The organism is Candidatus Cryosericum odellii (genome assembly GCF_003570935.1).
Classification (GTDB): Bacteria; Caldisericota; Caldisericia; order Cryosericales; family Cryosericaceae; genus Cryosericum; species Cryosericum odellii.
The window spans coordinates 1-19,306 of sequence record NZ_QXIU01000211.1 but is presented as its reverse complement, the minus strand read 5'-3'; the positions used below and the strand labels follow the sequence as shown (position 1 = coordinate 19,306).

General features: G+C 55.2%; 18 protein-coding genes. 13 read left to right on the top strand and 5 right to left on the bottom strand.

Annotation, left to right across the window (positions count from 1 at the left end):
- The 11 genes from SMC5_RS08655 to SMC5_RS08605 all read left to right on the top strand — a co-directional run.
- Positions 1–382: SDR family oxidoreductase (locus SMC5_RS08655; RefSeq protein ID WP_165849048.1), on the top strand; the 382-nt coding region annotated here is incomplete at its 5' end.
- On the top strand, positions 375–1,376 hold the full coding sequence (rfbB, locus tag SMC5_RS08650) for a dTDP-glucose 4,6-dehydratase (protein ID WP_119120385.1): 1,002 nt from the start codon (positions 375–377) through the stop codon (positions 1,374–1,376). The genes SMC5_RS08655 and rfbB, both read left to right, overlap by 8 nt.
- Positions 1,373–2,182: a glycosyltransferase family protein gene (locus SMC5_RS08645; RefSeq protein ID WP_119120384.1), complete on the top strand. Its 810-nt coding sequence runs from the start codon at positions 1,373–1,375 to the stop codon at positions 2,180–2,182. Before rfbB ends, SMC5_RS08645 begins: the two co-directional genes overlap by 4 nt.
- 143 nt (positions 2,183–2,325) lie before the next feature.
- Positions 2,326–3,540, top strand: a complete 1,215-nt coding sequence (locus tag SMC5_RS11785) for a glycosyltransferase family 4 protein (RefSeq protein WP_119120383.1) — start codon at positions 2,326–2,328, stop codon at positions 3,538–3,540.
- Between the two features lie 13 nt (positions 3,541–3,553).
- The gene (locus SMC5_RS08635) at positions 3,554–4,627 is read left to right on the top strand and encodes a glycosyltransferase family 4 protein (protein ID WP_207799177.1); all 1,074 of its coding nucleotides are present in this window, start codon (positions 3,554–3,556) and stop codon (positions 4,625–4,627) included.
- A 9-nt stretch (positions 4,628–4,636) separates the two neighbouring features.
- Positions 4,637–6,595, top strand: coding sequence for an asparagine synthase (glutamine-hydrolyzing) (asnB, locus tag SMC5_RS08630; RefSeq protein ID WP_119120382.1), 1,959 nt, complete (start codon positions 4,637–4,639; stop codon positions 6,593–6,595).
- Positions 6,583–7,881: a nucleotide sugar dehydrogenase gene (locus SMC5_RS08625; RefSeq protein WP_119120381.1), complete on the top strand. Its 1,299-nt coding sequence runs from the start codon at positions 6,583–6,585 to the stop codon at positions 7,879–7,881. The genes asnB and SMC5_RS08625 overlap by 13 nt, the downstream gene beginning before the upstream one ends.
- A gap of 5 nt (positions 7,882–7,886) precedes the next feature.
- On the top strand, positions 7,887–8,897 hold the full coding sequence (locus tag SMC5_RS08620; RefSeq protein WP_119120380.1) for an NAD-dependent epimerase/dehydratase family protein: 1,011 nt from the start codon (positions 7,887–7,889) through the stop codon (positions 8,895–8,897).
- A complete protein-coding gene (locus SMC5_RS08615; protein ID WP_119120379.1) occupies positions 8,881–10,098 on the top strand; it encodes a glycosyltransferase family 4 protein in 1,218 nt (405 codons plus the stop codon). The genes SMC5_RS08620 and SMC5_RS08615 overlap by 17 nt, the downstream gene beginning before the upstream one ends.
- 130 nt (positions 10,099–10,228) lie before the next feature.
- Positions 10,229–11,215, top strand: a complete 987-nt coding sequence (locus SMC5_RS08610) for an MraY family glycosyltransferase (protein ID WP_119120378.1) — start codon at positions 10,229–10,231, stop codon at positions 11,213–11,215.
- Positions 11,215–13,089: a nucleoside-diphosphate sugar epimerase/dehydratase gene (locus tag SMC5_RS08605; RefSeq protein ID WP_165849047.1), complete on the top strand. Its 1,875-nt coding sequence runs from the start codon at positions 11,215–11,217 to the stop codon at positions 13,087–13,089. Before SMC5_RS08610 ends, SMC5_RS08605 begins: the two co-directional genes overlap by 1 nt.
- 178 nt (positions 13,090–13,267) lie before the next feature.
- Here the strand turns inward: SMC5_RS08605 and SMC5_RS08600 are convergent, their stop codons facing one another.
- Positions 13,268–14,023, bottom strand: coding sequence for a DUF3307 domain-containing protein (locus tag SMC5_RS08600; RefSeq protein ID WP_119120376.1), 756 nt, complete (start codon positions 14,021–14,023; stop codon positions 13,268–13,270).
- Complete coding sequence (locus SMC5_RS08595) at positions 14,013–14,699, bottom strand: SatD family protein (RefSeq protein WP_119120375.1); 687 nt, start codon at positions 14,697–14,699, stop codon at positions 14,013–14,015. The genes SMC5_RS08600 and SMC5_RS08595 overlap by 11 nt, the downstream gene beginning before the upstream one ends.
- A gap of 989 nt (positions 14,700–15,688) precedes the next feature.
- On the opposite strand from SMC5_RS08595, the gene SMC5_RS08585 reads away from it, so the two are divergent.
- Both SMC5_RS08585 and SMC5_RS11780 read left to right on the top strand, forming a co-directional pair.
- Positions 15,689–15,907, top strand: coding sequence for a ribbon-helix-helix protein, CopG family (locus tag SMC5_RS08585; RefSeq protein ID WP_165849046.1), 219 nt, complete (start codon positions 15,689–15,691; stop codon positions 15,905–15,907).
- Positions 15,908–16,171 (top strand): type II toxin-antitoxin system RelE family toxin, encoded by a 264-nt coding sequence (locus SMC5_RS11780; protein ID WP_119120372.1) that lies wholly within the window; start codon positions 15,908–15,910, stop codon positions 16,169–16,171.
- Between the two features lie 537 nt (positions 16,172–16,708).
- On the opposite strand, the gene SMC5_RS08575 is transcribed toward SMC5_RS11780, so the two are convergent.
- From SMC5_RS08575 to SMC5_RS08560, 3 genes are all read right to left on the bottom strand, one after another.
- Complete coding sequence (locus tag SMC5_RS08575; RefSeq protein ID WP_119120371.1) at positions 16,709–17,095, bottom strand: HepT-like ribonuclease domain-containing protein; 387 nt, start codon at positions 17,093–17,095, stop codon at positions 16,709–16,711.
- A complete protein-coding gene (locus tag SMC5_RS08570) occupies positions 17,088–17,426 on the bottom strand; it encodes a nucleotidyltransferase family protein (protein ID WP_207799175.1) in 339 nt (112 codons plus the stop codon). The genes SMC5_RS08575 and SMC5_RS08570 overlap by 8 nt, the downstream gene beginning before the upstream one ends.
- Positions 17,427–17,900: 474 nt before the next feature.
- On the bottom strand, positions 17,901–19,268 hold the full coding sequence (locus tag SMC5_RS08560; protein ID WP_119120369.1) for an ATP-binding protein: 1,368 nt from the start codon (positions 19,266–19,268) through the stop codon (positions 17,901–17,903).
- Positions 19,269–19,306 lie beyond the last annotated feature (38 nt).

Sequence of the window (19,306 nt, the reverse complement as noted above, 5' to 3'; positions counted from 1 at the left end):
CCGCACGGTCCTGCGCCTTTCCCGTGAGAAGGACGAGCTGCGCATCGTGGATGACCAGGTTGGCAGTCCCACCTTCACCGAGGATGTCGTCCATCAGCTCTGGACAGCTATCGAGGACGGCTGTTCCGGGACGTACCACTGCGTGAACGCGGGGCAGGCCAGCTGGCATACCTTCGCCACCCGCATCGTGCACCGTCTGGGCCTGAATGTTCCCGTCATAGCCATTCACACTGTGGATTACCCTGCACCTGCGCGCCGGCCTGCCTACTCGGTCCTGGCCAACCGCAAGTTCGAACTCGAACAGCTGAACGGCATGCGTCCCTGGGAAGACGCCCTCGACGACTGCCTCCTGCGGTACCACGAGGTATTGTCCCATGACTGAGACCATGCTTGTCACCGGAGGCTGCGGCTTCATCGGCTCCTGTTTTGTCCTCCAGCAGATGCACCAGTACCCAGACATTCATCTCGTCAACCTCGACATGCTGACCTATGCGGGCAACCCCGACAATGTCAAAGAGATCGCAGATGATCCCCGCTATACCTTCGTGCAGGCTGATGTGGCCGACCGTCCCGCTGTGGAGGCGGTGTTCCGGGAGTACCATCCTACCCTGGTTGTCCACTTCGCCGCCGAGTCACACGTGGACCGCAGCATCGACGGTCCTGACGTCTTCGTACGTACCAACGTCCTGGGCACGCAGGTCCTGCTCGACGTGGCCCGCAAGCAGTGGCAGGAAGATGCCTACATGGACACTGCCCGCTTCCTCTATATCAGTACGGACGAGGTGTACGGCGACCTCCCGATCGAGAGCACCGCGAAGTTCACCGAGGACTCTCCCCTGCACCCCAGCAGTCCCTACAGCGTCTCCAAGGCAGCAGGTGACCTGATGGCCCTGGCCTATCACCGCACGTACGGCATGCTCACGCTGATCACCCGCAGTTCCAACAACTACGGTCCCCGCCAGTACCCCGAGAAGCTCATCCCTCTCACCATCAAGAAAGCCCTGGCCGGTGAACCCATCCCCGTGTATGGCGACGGCCTCAACGTCCGTGACTGGCTGTACGTCGAGGACAATTGCCACGCCATCGACGCCGTCCTGCACCATGGTACCCCCGGTCAGGTCTACAACGTCGGTGGTGACAACGAGCTCAGCAACATCGACCTCATCCACCTGCTCCTCCACGCCCTCGCCCAGCAGACCGGCAAACCCGAACAGGACTACACCAAGCTCATCACCTTCGTCCCCGACCGTCCCGGCCATGATCGAAGATACGCGCTGAACAGCTGCAAGCTGAGCACCAGCTTAGACTGGACAGCAGGCTCACCATTCATGGATTCGCTGATGCAGTCTGTTTCGTGGCTGCGAGGTTCTTGGTGAAAAAGACCCAACATGTCATGGGAAGTCATGATCAGCCTGCCTGTGCAGGAGTCAGCGGATTCCGGGAGGCCGTGACGCAGGGGGCGCAGTACGTCTGGATTCTGAATAATGACACAGTGGTAGACTGTCGTGCACTCGGCTATCTGGTTGAGCGCATGAGTCTCGACCATACCATCGGTTTGTGCGGCTGCACCTTGCTGGAGTATCTTGATCCACATTTGGTGCAAGCTGCTTCTGGCGCTCACTATGATTACCGTACAACTCGGACAAAGAATTGTGGACGGGGGTTAACCGCAAACGCGCGGCTGGATACTTGTAGGGTCGAGAAATCAATAACCTATGTTGCGGGGGCAAGTGTGATGGCGATCAGAGCTTATTTGCAGGACGTTGGACTGATGAACGAGTGCTATTTCTTGTATTTTGAGGAACTAGATTGGGCGATATGGGGAAAGCGGCGAGGGTTTCAACTCGGGTATGCCAGTGATGCCCTCGTATACCATAAACAAGGTGCTTCTACTGGATCCAAAGAGAGTAATCTGCTGCCACTACCCTGTGCTCAATACTTCTACGCTCGTAACCTCCTGTTGATGACCGCCTCGTTCTATCGGCCGTGGTACTTCCTGATCTGGATGAAGATTATGGGAACTGCAGTGAAGTACTTCTTGATGGGTCACTTGGTACTAGCTAAGGCTACTTGCCTAGGAGTCCTCAATCTTGGATTGGCCGAAGATCTAGATCACGTTCGGGATCGACTCAGCAGTGATGGTTCACCTGTCCGTGGACGTCAAACAGGTTGGAGAAACTGAGATGCTTTGTCAAGACACGCCGTCTCCAAATTCCGTCAGCCTGTTGCTTGCATGCCACAACGGAGCGCCTTGGCTGAGACAACTGTGGAGCGGACTGAGCAGCGACATCTGGGACTACAATAAACGGATGTTGGCGGAGAATCATGCCTGATATACTTGGTAAGCACAGAGTGGTCTTGGTCGCTCCAGTTGTCGGTCATGTTGGTGTCACCACACATGTCAAATCCCTGGCTCTAGGGCTTCAACGTATGAACATACTGGTGGGCGTTGTATGCCCGGGGGAGGGATGGCTTTCGCGCGAACTCCGCTCGAGAGGGGTCCCGGTTGAAACCATGAACATGTCTCCTCAGCTAGGGAAAGCAGCACGGATGATGGTAGGGTCTTTGCGCTATGCTCATCGTTTGCCACGTGGGACCATAATTCACGTGCACGGACGTCTCTGCCTACTCGCTCAGTTGCTTGTTCTCATCTTAATGCCATATGTGCCTATTGTTGTCACCGTGCATGCGCTGCTGCCTCGGGAACACCATGGCAGGGCCGGCCTGCTGAACGCTCTTGAGAGGTGGTGCCTACGACGGGCCGACGCAGTAATATGCGTTTCTCATGCAGTTGAAAACGACTATCGGTCGCTGTGCAAACCAGACCAACATCAAGCAGTCTGCACGGTGCTGAACTGGTTGGACGAAAACCCTCAGGTCGCTGCTAATGGAAGAGCTGACAGCATCTTGACATGTAGCTATCGAGAATCGAAAGACATCGACAGCTGCAGACAGCACAAGTTTAGGGTGTGCTTCGTTGGGCGTCTTGCCGCTGAGAAGGGGCCTGACGTGCTCATCGATGCGGTGTCGCTCGTCGCGCAGCGTGGCAGATCAGTATCGTGTACGTTGTTTGGTGCTGGCCCCCTGCGGCCATCGCTCGAACGCAGAGTCCAAGAGCTGGAGCTTTCGTCCGTTGTCGCTTTCATGGGCCAAGATGACGAAGGACCTGCTCGTATGAGCGAATACGATTGTGTTGTGGTCCCGAGCAGGAGCGAGGCGTTCGGCCTTGTCTTGCTCGAGGCGTTCGATGCTGGCGTGCCAGCAATTGCTTCTAGACTACCCGGTATCACCGAGGTCGTCGGTGATGAGTGTGCCATACTGGTAGCGCCGGGGGATGCGTGCGAACTGGCTGATGCTGTTGAGTTTCTTATGGATCGTCCAGACGAGAGTACTCGCCATGTGGCTCTGGCGCGAGAGCGGCTCGCGCGCGGGTTTCGGCTAGACAAGGGCCGGATGAGAAGTATGCGTTTATGCTATCTGCTCGCATGTTCGCACAGTGCAGGACTCAGAGTGGACAACAGTGCCGACAGCGTTTGCTGAGGAATTGGACGCAGTGGACAGACTGAGTGTTCTTGCTGCGACTCGTTATGGTCCCCTTGGCGCTAGCAGCCGTATGCGCATATACCAATATGTTGACGCATTGGCCGAGTTCGGGGTAGACTTGCGAGTCTCGGAGTTGATAGACGATCGCGCGGTTGCGTTCTTCTATCAGCACGGCTGGCGGCCCGTGGGACCGCGCATCCGCAGCTACGCCAAGAGAATTGTGCTGGTGTGGCGTGAACAGAATGCCAGCATCCTCTGGGTTGAGAAGGAGCTGCTCCCATGGCTTCCCTATGGAGTGGAGCACACTCTCTTGGTGCACGCACACAAGCCCCTTGTACTTGACTATGATGACGCCATTTTTCACATGTACGACCGGAATCGCTTCTGGCTAGTGCAGCGAGCCTTGGGAAAGAAGATTGGTGCACTGATGGAGATGGCAACCACTGTTACAGTTGGCAATTCGTACCTAGCTGCGCGGGCGCTTGCGGCTGGAGCTCACAACGTAGAGATTATCCCAACGGTGGTCGATCTGCGTCGATATCCTGTCTGTGTCAAGGCGGAACAAGAAGGACTGAAGATCGTATGGATAGGCTCTCCTGCAACGTCGAAATACCTGGCGCTTGTTGCCGGACCCTTGGCAACCGTGGCACTGCGATATAGATACCGATTGATCGTGATTGGAGGACGTCCGGCCTCGCTGCCTGGGGTCCCTGTGGAATGGCGGCCCTGGTCGGCAGAGACAGAGGCAGCAGACATCTCCGAGTGTGACATTGGGATCATGCCTCTGCCGGATGAGCCTTGGGAGTGGGGCAAGTGCGGTTACAAGCTCATTCAGTATATGGCGTGTGGGTTGCCTGTCGTAGCATCGCCCGTTGGCGTCAATCGTGACATAGTTAGCAATGGCACAAACGGTTTTCTCGCTGGTACCGACCAAGAATGGATGAGCGCGCTCAGCGAACTGCTGGAGTCCGCTCAGATGCGTTCTTCCATGGGGACGGCCGGGCGAGTCTTGGTTGAGAGAAACTACTGTCTGCAGGTTACTGCGCCTCGACTCGCAGCAATTCTGCGCGATGCCGCGGGCTAAGGGGGTAACATGTGCGGAATAGCCGGATTTGTTGCACGTCAACCTCTGGGAGAAGCTCGAGCACGTTCGCTGGCTCATGCCATGGCCGAGCGTCTGGTCCATCGGGGACCGGACGCAGAGGGCGTCTGGTCGGACCCTGACGGGTACGTGGCGTTGGGCCATCGTCGTCTCTCGATCATCGACCTGAGCGCGGCCGGCAGTCAACCCATGACATCAGCGTCGGGGCGATGGACTATCGTCTTCAACGGCGAGATCTTCAACTACCAGGACCTCCGGGTCGCTCTCGAGCGAGCATCCCGGGGCACCACCAAGTGGCGCGGGCACTCAGACACAGAAGTGATACTGGCTGCAGTAGAACAATGGGGTGTAATAGGGACACTGCGTGAACTGGTCGGGCAGTTCGCTATCGGGCTGTGGGACAACACGGAGAAGCAACTGTATCTGGCCCGCGACCGGTTTGGCGAGAAACCCCTGTACTATGGGTTCATTGGGTCCAGTTTTGCCTTTGCTTCTGAGTTGAAGGCGTTCTCGGTCCTCCCCGACTGGAATCCGCGCATCGATGAGGTTAGCAGCGCATTGTACCTGCAGTATAGCTACGTACCGTCACCAAGGAGCATCTACCAAGGCATCTGGAAGGTTCCTCCAGCATCCATGTTGTGCCTGAAACCGGCAATGATGGAGCGGCAGGAATTGCCTGCACGGGAGCCGTACTGGGAGGCGCGGCAGTTTGTGGCGACAACTGATGATGAAGCACGTGTGACATATGAGCATGAGGTCGTTCAGCGAGTGGAAACCCTTCTGAAAGAAGCGGTTGCTTGCAGGATGATGTCTGACGTGCCGTTAGGGGCCTTCTTGTCCGGCGGCATCGACTCGACGACCGTAGCTGCCTTGATGCAAGAGCAGAGTACACTGCCGATTCGGACGTTTACCTTGGGGTTTCCAGTCGAAGGGTACGACGAAGCGCCATATGCGCGGCGTGTGGCGGAGCACTTGGGGACCAGTCATACCGAGGTCTACGTGACGCCACAGGATGCATACGAAATTATACCTGCGCTCCCGGATATTTATGACGAGCCATTTGCCGACTCTTCCCAGATACCGACGTTCCTGGTGTCTCGCATCGCCAGGGCCGATGTCACGGTTGCTCTCTCGGGGGACGGAGGCGATGAGATCATGGGCGGCTACAACAGGTACGCGTACCTCCCGGGACTCTGGCGCCGTTTTGGGAGCTGGCCACCGGCATTTAGAGGTGCGCTATCCACGTTGGCTATGGGTATCCCGGTGAATGTATGGAATGCACTGGGGTCAGCATCTCAGGCACTGAGGTCCACTGCACGCAGACAGCGACTGGTAGGGGACAAGATGCAGAAGCTGGCAGGGCTTGCCGGCGCGCGTTCGCTGGAGGACGCGTACCGACTGCTAACTACCAACCAGCACTGGCGAAGTCTTGCAGTTGCGGGGACGATGCTCTCCAGTGACCTACCTCCTGCGAGCGAGACCTGGTCAGTCCTCCGCCGTATGATGTACTGGGATACTCAAACCTACTTGCCTGATGACATCCTCTGCAAGGTCGACCGTGCGAGTATGGCCTGTTCGCTGGAGGCAAGAGCTCCTTTCCTGGATCACCGATTGTATGAGTACATGGCATCCCTATCTGACAACTATCTGATTCGGGACGGACAGACGAAGTGGTTGCTGCGCCAAGTGCTCAAGACGAGAGTTCCAGAGGCACTGACGACCCGGCCCAAATCGGGGTTCGGGATTCCTATAGGGGAGTGGTTGCGTGGTCCGTTGCGGGACTGGGCAGAGGATTTGCTGGATGCGAAGACCCTCGGGGAGACAGGACTGTTTGATGTGCAATCGGTCCAGCATCTGTGGAAAGAGCACGTCTCACGACGACACAATTGGCAGTATGATCTGTGGACCGTACTGATGTTTGAGGCATGGAGGAGAAAATGGACGGAGTAGCAGTAAGAGCGAATTTAGTGGCTGGTCGGCACGTCGGGGTTATCGGGCTGGGTTATGTCGGTCTGCCATTGGCTGTTGCGTTTGGCACCATGTTCCCGACGGTGGGCTTGGACGAGAAGGCTGCTCGGATCGAGGAACTGCAATCGGGGCATGACCATACCGGCGAAGTGAATCCAGCCGAGTTGGTCCAGGCGCAACAACTGTTATTCACGACTGATTCGGACAAGCTGACCGAATGCGACTTCTACGTCATTGCAGTACCAACACCGGTCGATGAACACAAGGTACCTGACCTGTCGCCTGTGGTAAACGCGACACGGACTGTTGGCAAGGTGCTCAAAAAGGGTGATATCGTGGTCTATGAGTCCACGGTTTATCCAGGGGCTACCGAGGAAGTATGTGTGCCTCTGCTGGAGAAGCTGTCCGGCTTGACCTATAACCGTGATTTCTTCTGCGGCTACTCGCCTGAGCGGATGAACCCAGGGGACAAGGAGCATCGGTTGCAGACGATTCAGAAGGTGGTTTCTGGCTCGACGCCGGCGGCACTGGATATCATCGACGGCATGTATTCAGCCATTGTGCCGGCCGGTACATTTCGGGCCGAATCGATTAAGGTGGCAGAGGCTGCCAAAGTCATCGAGAACACGCAACGCGACGTCAACATCGCTCTCATCAATGAATTAGCAGTGCTCTTCGACCGTATGGGCATCGACACACAATCCGTTCTGGAAGCGGCCTCGACTAAGTGGAATTTCCTGAGATTCAAGCCAGGGCTGGTCGGCGGACACTGCATCGGTGTGGACCCCTACTACTTGACCTACAAGGCTCAGGCCTTGGGCTACACTCCGCAAGTCATTCTGGCTGGGCGCCGCATCAACGATTCCATGGGCGAGTATGTTGCGTACCGGACCATAAAGCTCATGGCCCTCAAAGGCATGACCATCGCTGGCAGCAAGGTCCTGATCCTGGGTCTTACCTTCAAGGAAAACTGTCCCGATGTACGCAACACACGTGTCATCGATATTATCGGCGAGCTGCGTGGTCTAGGCTGTACAGTTGATGTTTTCGATCCCGTCGCCGACGTAAACGATACAAAACGGCTTTACGGTATTGAGCTTGTCGAGCATCCAGTGCACGGGTCGTATGACACGGTCATACTGGCGGTTACTCACGATGTGTTCATACAGGATCAGGCTCCCCTCCCGCGTTCGTACGGCAAGGATGTGTGCGTCGTGTTCGACGTCAAAGGGATATTGCCAAGAGAGACCGTGGACGGGAGGCTTTGAGTACCATGCACTACTTGGTGACCGGAGCCTGTGGCTTCATTGGGTATCATCTGTGTCTTCGTCTGATTCAGGATGGACACTCTATTATGGGCGTCGACAACATGAACGCCTACTATGACGTCCAGCTGAAGCGAGACCGTCTGGATCAACTCCAAAAGCACGGCGATTTCTCTTTCCAGCTTCTTGATATCTCTGATGCCAAGGGGTTGCACGAGGTCTTCGCGCACAACTCCTTTGATGCTGTCATACACCTGGCAGCTCAAGCTGGCGTTCGTTATAGCTTGGAACATCCCGAGGTGTACATACAGTCAAATGTCGTCGGCTTTGCCAACCTGATCCAGGAGTGCCGGATGGGCCACATACCTCACTTCGTCTATGCCAGCAGTTCTAGTGTTTACGGAGCGAATGAGCACTCGCCGTTCGGCGTGGACGACTCCGTCGATCATCCCATCAGTCTCTATGCCGCCACGAAGAGAGCGGACGAGTTGATTGCACATGCGTACAGCTATCTGTTCAGCCTGCCCACCACAGGGTTACGGTTCTTCACTGTATATGGACCGTGGGGCAGGCCGGACATGGCACTGTTCCTGTTTACTGATGCCATTTTCAGGGGACAGCCTCTGACGCTGTTCAATGGAGGTGAGATGTATCGCGACTTCACCTACGTCGATGATATCGTCGAAGCTGTCACGAGACTGATACCACTTGTACCAACACCGTCGGTCCAGCAGACACTGCTCGATTCTCCTTCATCGAGTACGGCCCCCTTCAGAGTCTACAATATCGGACATGGCTCTCCCGTGCGCGTCGGCGACTGCGTCGATCTCATCGAAGAATGTCTTGGCAAAAAAGCTATTCGAGTATCGGCTCCGATACAGCCAGGTGATGTTGTCTCAACGCACGCAGACACGGAGTCATTGAGAGATGACACGGGATTCTCGCCGTCGATACCGATAGAGGTGGGGATTCCTCGATTAATCAGGTGGTATATGGATTACTATGGTAAACGACAATAGTCGCAGCCATTTGCCAGACGGCAAGCTACGCATCCTGGAAGTGTGTGCGGTCGATTTCACAGCAGTGAAGATGCTGGCTCCTCTCATGCGACGGCTGGATGCCGAAGGCTATGCCGTTGAGTTTGCGTGCAGTGCTGGGGCGGGCAGTAGCAGGCTGGAACAAGAGGGTTTTCGCCATTGGGCTGTCTCGTTAGGACGGGGTATGAACCCAGTTCGACATGTACGCGGCATCTGGCAACTCTATCGGCTCTTTTGCCATGAGCATTTCGATATTGTGCATTCGCACACCCCGGGGGCCAGCCTCGATGCATGCATCGCTGCAGGTCTGGCGTATGTGCCAATAGTGCTCTATACCATACACGGTTTTCACTTTGATGAGTTCTCAGGGGCGAAGAAGACCCGGTTGTTTGTATGGTTGGAGCGGCTCAAGTGCCGTTCTTGCACTATGGTTTTCTCGCAAAGCGCAGAAGACACTGCCACGGCTGTCCAACTTGGCATCGTTCCTGCAGATCACATCGAGACTATTGGTAATGGTGTAGACACTGGTCTCTTGCGTCCACCTGTGCCAGAGGAACGATCAGCAGCGCGTGAGGCGCTCCAGATACCTGAGGGGGCGTTCGCCGTAACAATTGTAGCCCGACTCTCGCGGGAGAAGGGATGGACAGACCTCTTTGCTGCTTTGCCTGACGTGCTGACTGCTTTGCCAAATGCGCTGTTGGTGGCTGTTTCCTCCTCTGTGCCAGATGAACCCTATCCACTGGATACTCAACAACTATTGGCTCAATTGCCTAGTGCGGAGATGAAAGAGCGCGTCCGATTCGTGTCATGTTCGCCACGACAACTGTTGTGGGGGTCGGACCTGTTTGTCTTGCCATCCTACAGAGAGGGTATGCCGAGGTCTGTTCTCGAAGCCATGGCCTGTGGTTTGCCTGTCGTTGCCACTAACATCAGGGGCAGTCGCGAGGAAGTAGTGCACGGTGAGACCGGGTACCTGGTTCCAATCAGGGATCCACAAGCACTTGGCGAAGCGATAGTGTCGCTAGCTCACGACAGCGAACTCAGGAATCGCATGGGGCGTGCTGGTCGCAAGCGTGCCGAGGAACGATTTGACGAGGATAGAGTGCTGGATCTTGAGGCAGCGCGCTTCGCAGGGTTTCAGAGTGTTTGCGACGATTCACACGGTGGCGGAGCAATCAGATGAACTACTTCGCGGCAGGTGCAGACTCTACGATAGAGATATCTGCCCCACGTTTGCTATATGGCGAGGCAGCCGTTCAAAACTGGCTCACACTACAGTTAGAACGCATGGACTCGTCATCGGGAGCTGAACGGTGATTCTATTCGCTTGGGCGATAGGCGCTTGCCTCATGACGTTTGGCGTTGGCTTTCTCGTAGCAACATGTGGTGCCAACGTAGGGCTTGTCGACGCTCCCAACGGTCGGAGCAGTCATACCGAGATGACACCACGGGCAGGGGGACTCGGAATCTCTATTGCAGGCGTTGTGGCCGGGGTTGTCTGTGGATTGGCCGTTGCTGCCTGGCTGCCCATGGCTGGCATCGGGTTCCTGGGTCTGGTCGACGATCGGTGGCACGTCGAATCTCGCCTTCGGCTCCTCGTGCAATGCATGTTGGCAGGCTTGAGCACACTGTGGCTGCTGAGACAGACCAACCTGCCGGTCATGATTGTGGTGGCCGCAGCAATCATGTTTGTCCTGCTCCTCGTCGGCACAACCAACATCTACAACTTCATGGACGGTTCAAATGGCATGGCCGGGCTCATGGGAGTTGTGGTGTTCGGGACGCTCGCTGTGATATCCTTGACCTTTGCCAAGGACGTCGAGATCGGCAGAGTTGCACTCATCATCGCTGCCGCATGCTGCGGATTCCTTCCACTTAATCTGTGGCGCAAGGCACGGGTATTCATGGGGGATGTTTGCAGTACGTTTCTGGGGTTCACCGCATCACTCCTGGCACTGCGACTGTGGATGGAACAACCGATATGGGGCTTGTGCGCTCTAGGTGCCATGACGGTCTTCTACGTCGACGCGGGATTGACGCTCATTGCTCGCCTGCGTCGGCATGAACGATTGTTTGAAGCTCATCGGATGCACGCCTATCAGCGCCTGGTCAACGAACTCGGCTGGGCACACCCTGCTGTTGCAGTCACGTATGCTGGCATTCAGTCGGCTGTCAGTATACTGGTTCTTGTTGCGAGTCGCTGGGGCTGGGGTGCCGTTGTCGGAGTGCTCACAGGTGTGGTGATTGTACTCTCATGCCTATACTGGTATGTGCAGAAGAGGGCCGTGAGGAGCGTGTGATGACATTGCGAGTGAACAGACAGAATGGATGGATGAGTGCGATAGGGCGGCTGGCTATGGACGTGGCCGTGTTCAACCTCGCCACGGTCTTGGCTGTTTTTGCTCGGCTCGACTTCAGCGCGGCGCCGTGGTCCCTTGTCTACATTCGGAGATTTCCTGGGCTGGTGGAGAACCTGGTGTTCGTCGCAGTGTCTGTGTTACTTCAGACACCATTGGCGCTGTGGTCATACGCCAGCCTGCGAGACATGGAGCGTGTGGCCGTCGTCGTCGCGGTCACGAAGGTTCTGGCCCTGCCGTTGCTGCTAGCCATGCGTGGAGAAGTGCAATGGTCGCGGGGGGCATTTGCTGCATCTGCGGTGCTGGCCTTCTTGTTCATGGCAGGCGTGCGCTCCATAGCACGGTGGCGGTACGGGCGACACACGTGGCAGGCGAGCCTTGAGGAACCGGCTCAGCATACTTCGTCCGGTACGCGCGTGCTGATCGTTGGGGCCGGCGATGCTGGGGACATGGTCCTGCGCGAGTTCGAGGCGCACCCCGAGCTGGGCAAGGTGGTTGGACTGATCGACGATGATGCCACCAAGCGGGGGTGCACGATGCGCGGCGTGCGCGTGCTGGGTCCTGTCGCCACGATCGCTGATATGGCACGACGTACACGAGCTGCCCAGGTAGTCATCGCTATCCCGTCACACGCTGCAGCCGTGACCCGTGAGGTCCTGTCCACTCTGGCTGACACCGATGTGCAGGTGCGGACGCTGCCAGGCATGTGGGAGCTGGTGGACGGGTCCATCCACGTGGACGACCTGCGCCCGATCCAGCTGGAGGATCTGCTGGCCAGGACGCCGGTGTCCACGGACTTGGGGCCGGTACGGGCGTATGTGGAGGGCAAACGTATCCTGGTGACAGGCGCAGGCGGTTCCATCGGGTCCGAGATCGTCCGGCAGGTGGCACGGCTCAACCCATCACAGGTGATCATGCTGGGCAGGGGGGAGAACCGCATCTTCCGCATCGACCGCGAGCTGCAGGAGCGCCAGGGCGTGACATGTGCCGTGCCTGTCATCGGGGACATGCGTGATGAGGCCCGCATGACCTGGCTGTTCGATACGTACCATCCCGACATCATCTTCCATGCTGCAGCGCACAAGCACGTGCCGCTGATGGAACAGAACCCGGAGGAGGCTATCCTCAACAACGTCGAAGGGACACGTACCCTGCTGCGGCTGGCTGTGTCGCACGGGACTGAGCGCTTCGTCAACATCTCCACCGACAAGGCGGTCAACCCAGTCAACTTCATGGGCGCCAGCAAGCGCATCGTGGAACTCCTGGTCCAGGTGGCCGACGGGCACAAGGGCCTGCGGGCGACCAGTGTCCGGTTTGGGAACGTGCTGGGCAGCAAGGGCAGTGTAGCGGAGGTCTTTCAGAAACAGTTGCAGGAGACCCGCACCCTGCGGGTGACCGACCCCGAGATGGAGCGCTTCTTCATGCTCATCCCCGAGGCAGTGCACCTGGTCCTGCAGGCTGGCGCGCTGACGCAAGGGGGGGACATGTTTGTCCTGCGCATGGGCGAGCCCATCCGGATCCTTGACCTGGCACGCAGTTACATCAAGCTGGCTGGGCTGGAGGTCGGGCGTGACGCAAGTATCATCATCACGGGCAACCGCGGCAACGAGAAGATGACGGAGGAGCTGTGGTCGTCCGCGGAGCGCGTCGTGCCGACGAGTTTCGAGAGCATCATGCGTGTCAAGTATCCCGCGTGCGCAGACCTGGCCGTGCTCCGCCCGGCCGTCGATGCTCTGCTGGACGCCGCACGCAGTCATGACGCAAACGCCATGCGGGCTGCGCTGCACGCCATCGACCCGTCCATCAATATCCCGTAGGATATGTGATACGCTGCTCAATAGGCACTTGGTGGTACATTGATAAGGACAAAGATTGGATTCCCGCATTCGCCGAAAGCACCCCTCAGAAGCGCCCCTCGTATTGGACTAACATACTCGGGGGCATGGGAATAAAGTGCTCGGGGGGGAATGACGGATGAAGCACCAGGCAATACGGTCACAAGACAGAGAACACAATCCAGTAGCAGACCATAACAGACAGGACGCTGAACAGGGACCCAATCAGATAGTACTCGGCAAAAGCCTGGTCTTCAGCTATCTTGTTATAGCGGGCAATCGATTTCGCTGTGAAGATCAGCCCCATGGCCGCGTACTGGCTGCTACAGATGAAGACTGCCGCAATGATACGCTCCAGATTTCCTATTATGGCGCCAGCTCCATCGACCGGTTCCGCTTCTGCTCTTGTACTTGGTAGACCATCTGAGGTCTGTGGACTGACGATCTTTTCAGATTTTGTCGGCTGATATTTCGCAGACATCTTTTTGAAAGTCACATTCACGGGTTTCATGATGACGATCAGGAGGAGCACCCATTGGAGATATGGCCGTGGGATGGTGGTAATCAGCGATGCGGTAGACGGCGCTCTAGCGCTTCCTGCGGCCACTACGATAATGGCAAGATGCAGAAACTGGTCCACTCCATACAGGATGCACTCCTCCTTGTTTCCTATGCATTTCTCGATCAGGTATTTGCTGCTGTCGATCAAAAAGTGTGACAACACAACCATCCCAATGGGTAACACAAGATCGTTCTGAAGGATGCAAATCAGTCCGAACAAAGCCATGTAGATGAGGCTATGCAGAAGGACACCCGCGTATCTCTTGGTTTTTGCTTCCGACACCGTCTGCGGCTGAAGATAGTAATCCGCCAGGAAATGCGCTATCAGAAACAGGATCGTGAGATTACTTGTCATGACTGCCCTCCAGCTTCTCTATCACACTGCCAAGGTCATTCCGTGTCCTCAAGTATATGCGAAGACCGCCTGTCTTCAGCCTCTTCTGAAGAGGAGAAGGCTTCAGACCCATGCGCGCTGCCATGGCCTTCTGTTCGAATTGCTCGTCATACAGGCGATCTTCCAGGAGCTCGTGAAACACCTCTCTCTGCGTCACATTCCATTTGGACTTCATAAACTCCGTGCACGCGAGCGCATCGTTGAGCCAGGGGACTAGATCCCTGTCTCCACAGCGGAACGCAAGATGATTGACGCCATAGTCGTCGTTGCCATGGATGTAATCAATGGCTTCTCTGGCAAACCAATAGGCAGGACCATCTGCGCCTATGCTTTTGTTTGGGTCTATGGATGTCGAGATAGTTCCTACACCAATGCCATAACGGAATTCGGAGGGCTCCATTTTCCAAGAGATCACATCCAGGATCTGAAAGATCGTTCTTGTCGGTCTCAGGAGCGCCTGGAACTCATCGCCCAGAGTAATGGTGAATTTCGATATCAGGCAGTCTCCATAAACCTTATCAGCACCGAAGTCCTGGTTGATGCCCTCCAGCACTGTTGTCAGTTTCTTCTGAACGTCGCTCCTGTCTTGTGCCTGTCGCGACTGAATCATGTCTCCAATAACTGCAAGATATGGCACGGTTACCCTCCTCGCTGAAGGTACTCGGGAACTCCTTCCCAGAGAAGCATCTCATTCCCTGAGAGAACACCGAGAATCGCCTTTATAACGGATAGTACACGGAGTATCCGTCACAAAGGATATATTCCAAAATCGCCGCTCACACGGATATTCGAATTGTACATTGTGCAGCAGAAAATACAACAAGAACGTGAAACACAGACCATAATTCCCGCCATTTTTGTAACCATGTCTCCGCCGGGACGCCAAGGCTTTCCATTATTGCACGCGGAGCCTTGGTCGTCTCGGTCAGCAGCTTCCCGTACCGGCCTGAGAATCTGATCTCGCTGATAGTCTCCAGATCTGCCAGCAACTGGCGCACCGTGAACTTCTCGTCCAGCTTGAGCTCGCGCATCTTGTTCGATATGTGATACGCTGCTCAATAGGCGAGGGTGGTACATTGACGAGATGAAGGACTGGATTCCCGCATACGCCGAAAGCACCCCTCGCCTTGAACAAAAGGGCTCGGGGGGGAATGACGGACCAAAGGCAAGGACTGGATTCCCGCCTGCACCGAAAGCACCCCTCGTATTGGACTAACATACTCGGGGGGGAATGACAGAGTTCAGCGGGAATGACGCAGACACACAGAAGCCGTGTCCTTGTTTGTCTCCCCCGCGGAGGCGGGGCCGTCCGGACGAAAGCAGAGATCTCTGTGGTCGCTGCCCTGGAGTCGTGTCTCCGCAGGCGTTATCGGTATGTCAGAGCTGGCTCAGACTGTGGTTTCTTGCTCCGAGGCCGACGAGTCTACAGGGGAAGTGACCCGAGTTCCAAAGCCCGGGCATTGCTGGCAATGCATGATTTGCCGTTCCTGTTACGGTCTTGGCAATCCAGAAGAGAATCCATTGAAATCTCACAATACTCGACTACACTAGACAGCGTACCGGTTACGGCGTATTCACATATAATACGTTGTGGTACTGGACGGGCACAAAAAGGAGATGAGTATCATGGTTGCAAACACGGTAATAACGCTTCGCATGGACAACGCCTTGAAAGCTCAAGTCGATACTGTAGCGAAAGAACTTGGACGTTCAAGAGCGTGGGTGATCAACAAAGCACTTGTTGACTACATAGAAGACGTGGAAGACATTGAGATTGCCAAGCAGCGAATGGCAGATCCAAAAGATGCAGTTGTTTCCCTTAATGACGCGATGGCTCAACTGTAGATGGAGATAACGCTAAAGCAGAGCGCTATTGACGATCTGAAACGGTTGACTGCCAATTCTGATCAACGTAGGAAATTGCTGGACTCTTTTGTAAAGAAGATCAACGCCGGCCAGTACGGAGGACTCACGGGAGATAAACTAGGCTCTCTCTACAGAGCACGATCTGGTCCATATCGTGCCGTGTTTGCTATTGAAGGCAAAGACCGTGCGATCATCATACACATTGGAGACCGCAAAGAGATATACAAGAAACTGCAGCGATAGTCCCCGACACCAGTCAAGTCTAGAATGTTGGTGTAAATTCTCCTTTCGGTACGGATCAGGTCAGGCAGTCAATTGGTCAGTGTGGTTCAGTTCGTCGGATATGTGATACGCTGCTCATTGCCCCCAGGGTGGTACATCGAGAAGGACAAAGGATGGATTCCCGCCTGCGCCGAGAGCACCCCTCGCCTTACACTGAAAGGCTCGGGGGCATTGAAAAGAAATGCTCGGGGGGATGACAGAGTCCAGCGGGAAGGACGAAATTTCGCCGGAAGGACCGCGAACTTATCATTTCCGAACTACGCCCCTTGCATTGGACAAACATGCAGAACACCCTTGGATACGACAGCACCCCTCGCATTGAGAAAAAGTGCTCGGGAGAAAACATCCTTGGGCTCGGGAACTACACTCCTCGTATTGGAGGAACATACTCAGGGGGAAACGCCCCTCGCATGGGAAAAAAGTGCTCGGGGGGTCTCTTTACCAACTGACCCCATATGCAGCTCTTCTTTGTGGTCGCGCAGAACATCCTTGATCTCTTCAAGCGTCTTCATCTCGTTCGCTGTCTTTCTTTTTTTCCGCCCGCATGATCGGTTTAAGCTGCTGAACCAACGGAGTAAGTTCTTCGTTAACAATATGCCATACAATATCTTCACTTATCCCAAAATATTCATGAACAATGCGATTTCTTAATCCAGTAATCTGTGACCATTCAATTTCTGGATGTTCTTTCTTAAAACCATCTGGTAGTTTTGTTACTGCTTCACCAATTATCTCTAAATTCCTTGCAACAGCATCAACTTTCTCAGGATCTTTCACAAAATCCTGCACAGAACATCCCTTGAGATAAAGTGAGATTTTTTCTGCTGCTCTTAAAACGTCCATAAGAAGTGTTACAGTATCTCTCTTTCTAAATGGACTAGACATATTCAAGATCCCTTTTTATTGACTTGTGCAAGTACGAATTCTTGTTGATCATTTTCGGCGTCAGAAGATCGACCTTCATACCGAGGATCTCTTCAAGGTAATCGGCACAGTCAATGAAGAGAAGCCCGACAGGACGGCTGAAAGTTACCAGGATGTCTATGTCGCTGTCTTCTGTCTGTTCGCCTCGAGTATAAGAACCAAAGAGAGCGATGGTTTTCACTGCGTACTGTTTCTTTAATACTTCGCGGTGATCACGCAAGATGCTCTTGATCTCTTTGAGTGTTTTCATTTCGTCGGCGTTGCTTGTTGCCGGATCAGTGCGTTGGTTCATGGTTCACCTTCTTTTACTCAAGTTCTTTCTCGTACTCCGGGTCAAGCGCAGGAACCAGTTCTTTCTTCTCAGCAGTTCCGCGATTTCCTCATCACTGATTGCTTCCTTGTATGCAGCGTTTACTGTCATAGAAACCAAAGATGTTTCATTCATGTTGATGCCTCGTAGATTCAACTCCCAAGCGCAAGAGGTTCCATTAGCAGTGTACCAGTTTCAAAGAGAACCTCAAATGGCCCGCATCGACTCATCAGAGGATGTCTCTTCTTGAGCGATATGTGATACGCTGCTCAATAGGTTAGAGTGGTACATTGACAAGATGAAGGGATGGATTCCCGCCTTCGCCGAAAGCACCCCTCGGATTGAACAAAAGTCCTCGGGGGGGGAATGACGCGTTTCTTGTCGCCCCCGCGGATGCGGGGACCCATACGTCGAAACAGGAGTGGATTCTCGTCTGCGGGAATGACGGATGTGGGGTTAGTGGAGTGCCTTTGTAAGCAGCTCCCTGAAAAGGTCTGGCCGGGCGAGGGTTGCGGCAGTGGGAACGAACATGACGGTGGTGGTTCCGCTGGTTGCTTCCCCGGCGAAATCACGGTTCATCACAATGGTACCCCAGGGCCTGAAGGCTTTGGAGAAATCGCTGATACCATCGGGAACCTCAGGGCTCCTCATGCTTGAGTCTTTTATCTCAATGGGAACAAGCGACTCCCCTCGGACGACGACAAAATCGACCTCGTGTGAGCCAGCGTACATGCGCCAGTAGTAAAGTCTGTCTGTTGGCTCAAGGATCTTGCAAAGCTCCTGAAACACGACCTGTTCGACGAGATGCCCGCGATCGGGGCGCGATGACAGCGCCGAAAAGTCGGAGAGGACACTGTTGCGCAGTCCGCAGTCTATGAAGTAGATTTTTGGCATTCTGCGGATGGATCCCACGACGTTGCCCGTATATGGCAGAACCTGACGGCAGACAAAGGTTCCCTCCAGAAGATCGACATAGCTATGGATCGTCTGAGCGCTTGATTTCGTAGTTCTGGCTAACGTTTCCCATTGTACCTGACTGCTGACGCTGCCTGCCAGCAAGGTGGTCAAATTGTTGAAGATTCCGACGTGCTGGATGTGAAAGAACTGCGACACGTCCCGGAGCACGTAGCTCTGGTATAGTTGCTGCAGCTCGTCGTGTCGTTGTGCCATGGTTGGGGCAGTGACAACGGCAGGATAAGTCCCCCACACGGCACACTCCTCAAACGTGCGCAAGAGGTCAGTACCATACAGGCGTTGAATCTGGGCAATGTCGGCGGAACTTGCCTGCAGCCCCGGGATCCTGCTTGCTGCAATATCGCCAAATGACAGAGGGTACAGAACCAATTCGCGGCCTCTTCCGACCAGGTGCTCTTTTGACGCACTGCGGATCTCGAGTGAAGATGATCCCGAAGCAACGATCTTGAGGTCAAGGTCCAAGTCGTACAGTGTTTTCAGGAAGAGCCCTGGACTCCCCAGTCGCTGGATCTCGTCGATGAAGAGATAAAGCCGTCCATTGCCTGTCGAGTTACCCCGTAGAAACGCCAGTAAGTCACCGACGTTGGCAAGAAGGGTGACCGTCTCGGCATCGTCCGTGGTGAAGTAGAAGATATTGGCAGCCGGCACTGTACTACTGAGCAGATGACGAATGAGCATGTTCATCAGGGTCGATTTTCCTGCCTGTCGTGGTCCGACGATGGTGATGACGTGCCTGCTGTCCATCCATGATAGTGCAGTCTGCAGTTCATGCCGTGGAATCCGGTCTGGTTCCTTGGGCAGGAGCCCAGAACGCCAAGGGTTCCTTATGGAGAAGACACTCGTATCCATACCTACCTCCCGATCCTAGAATCGAGTATAGGGCAATG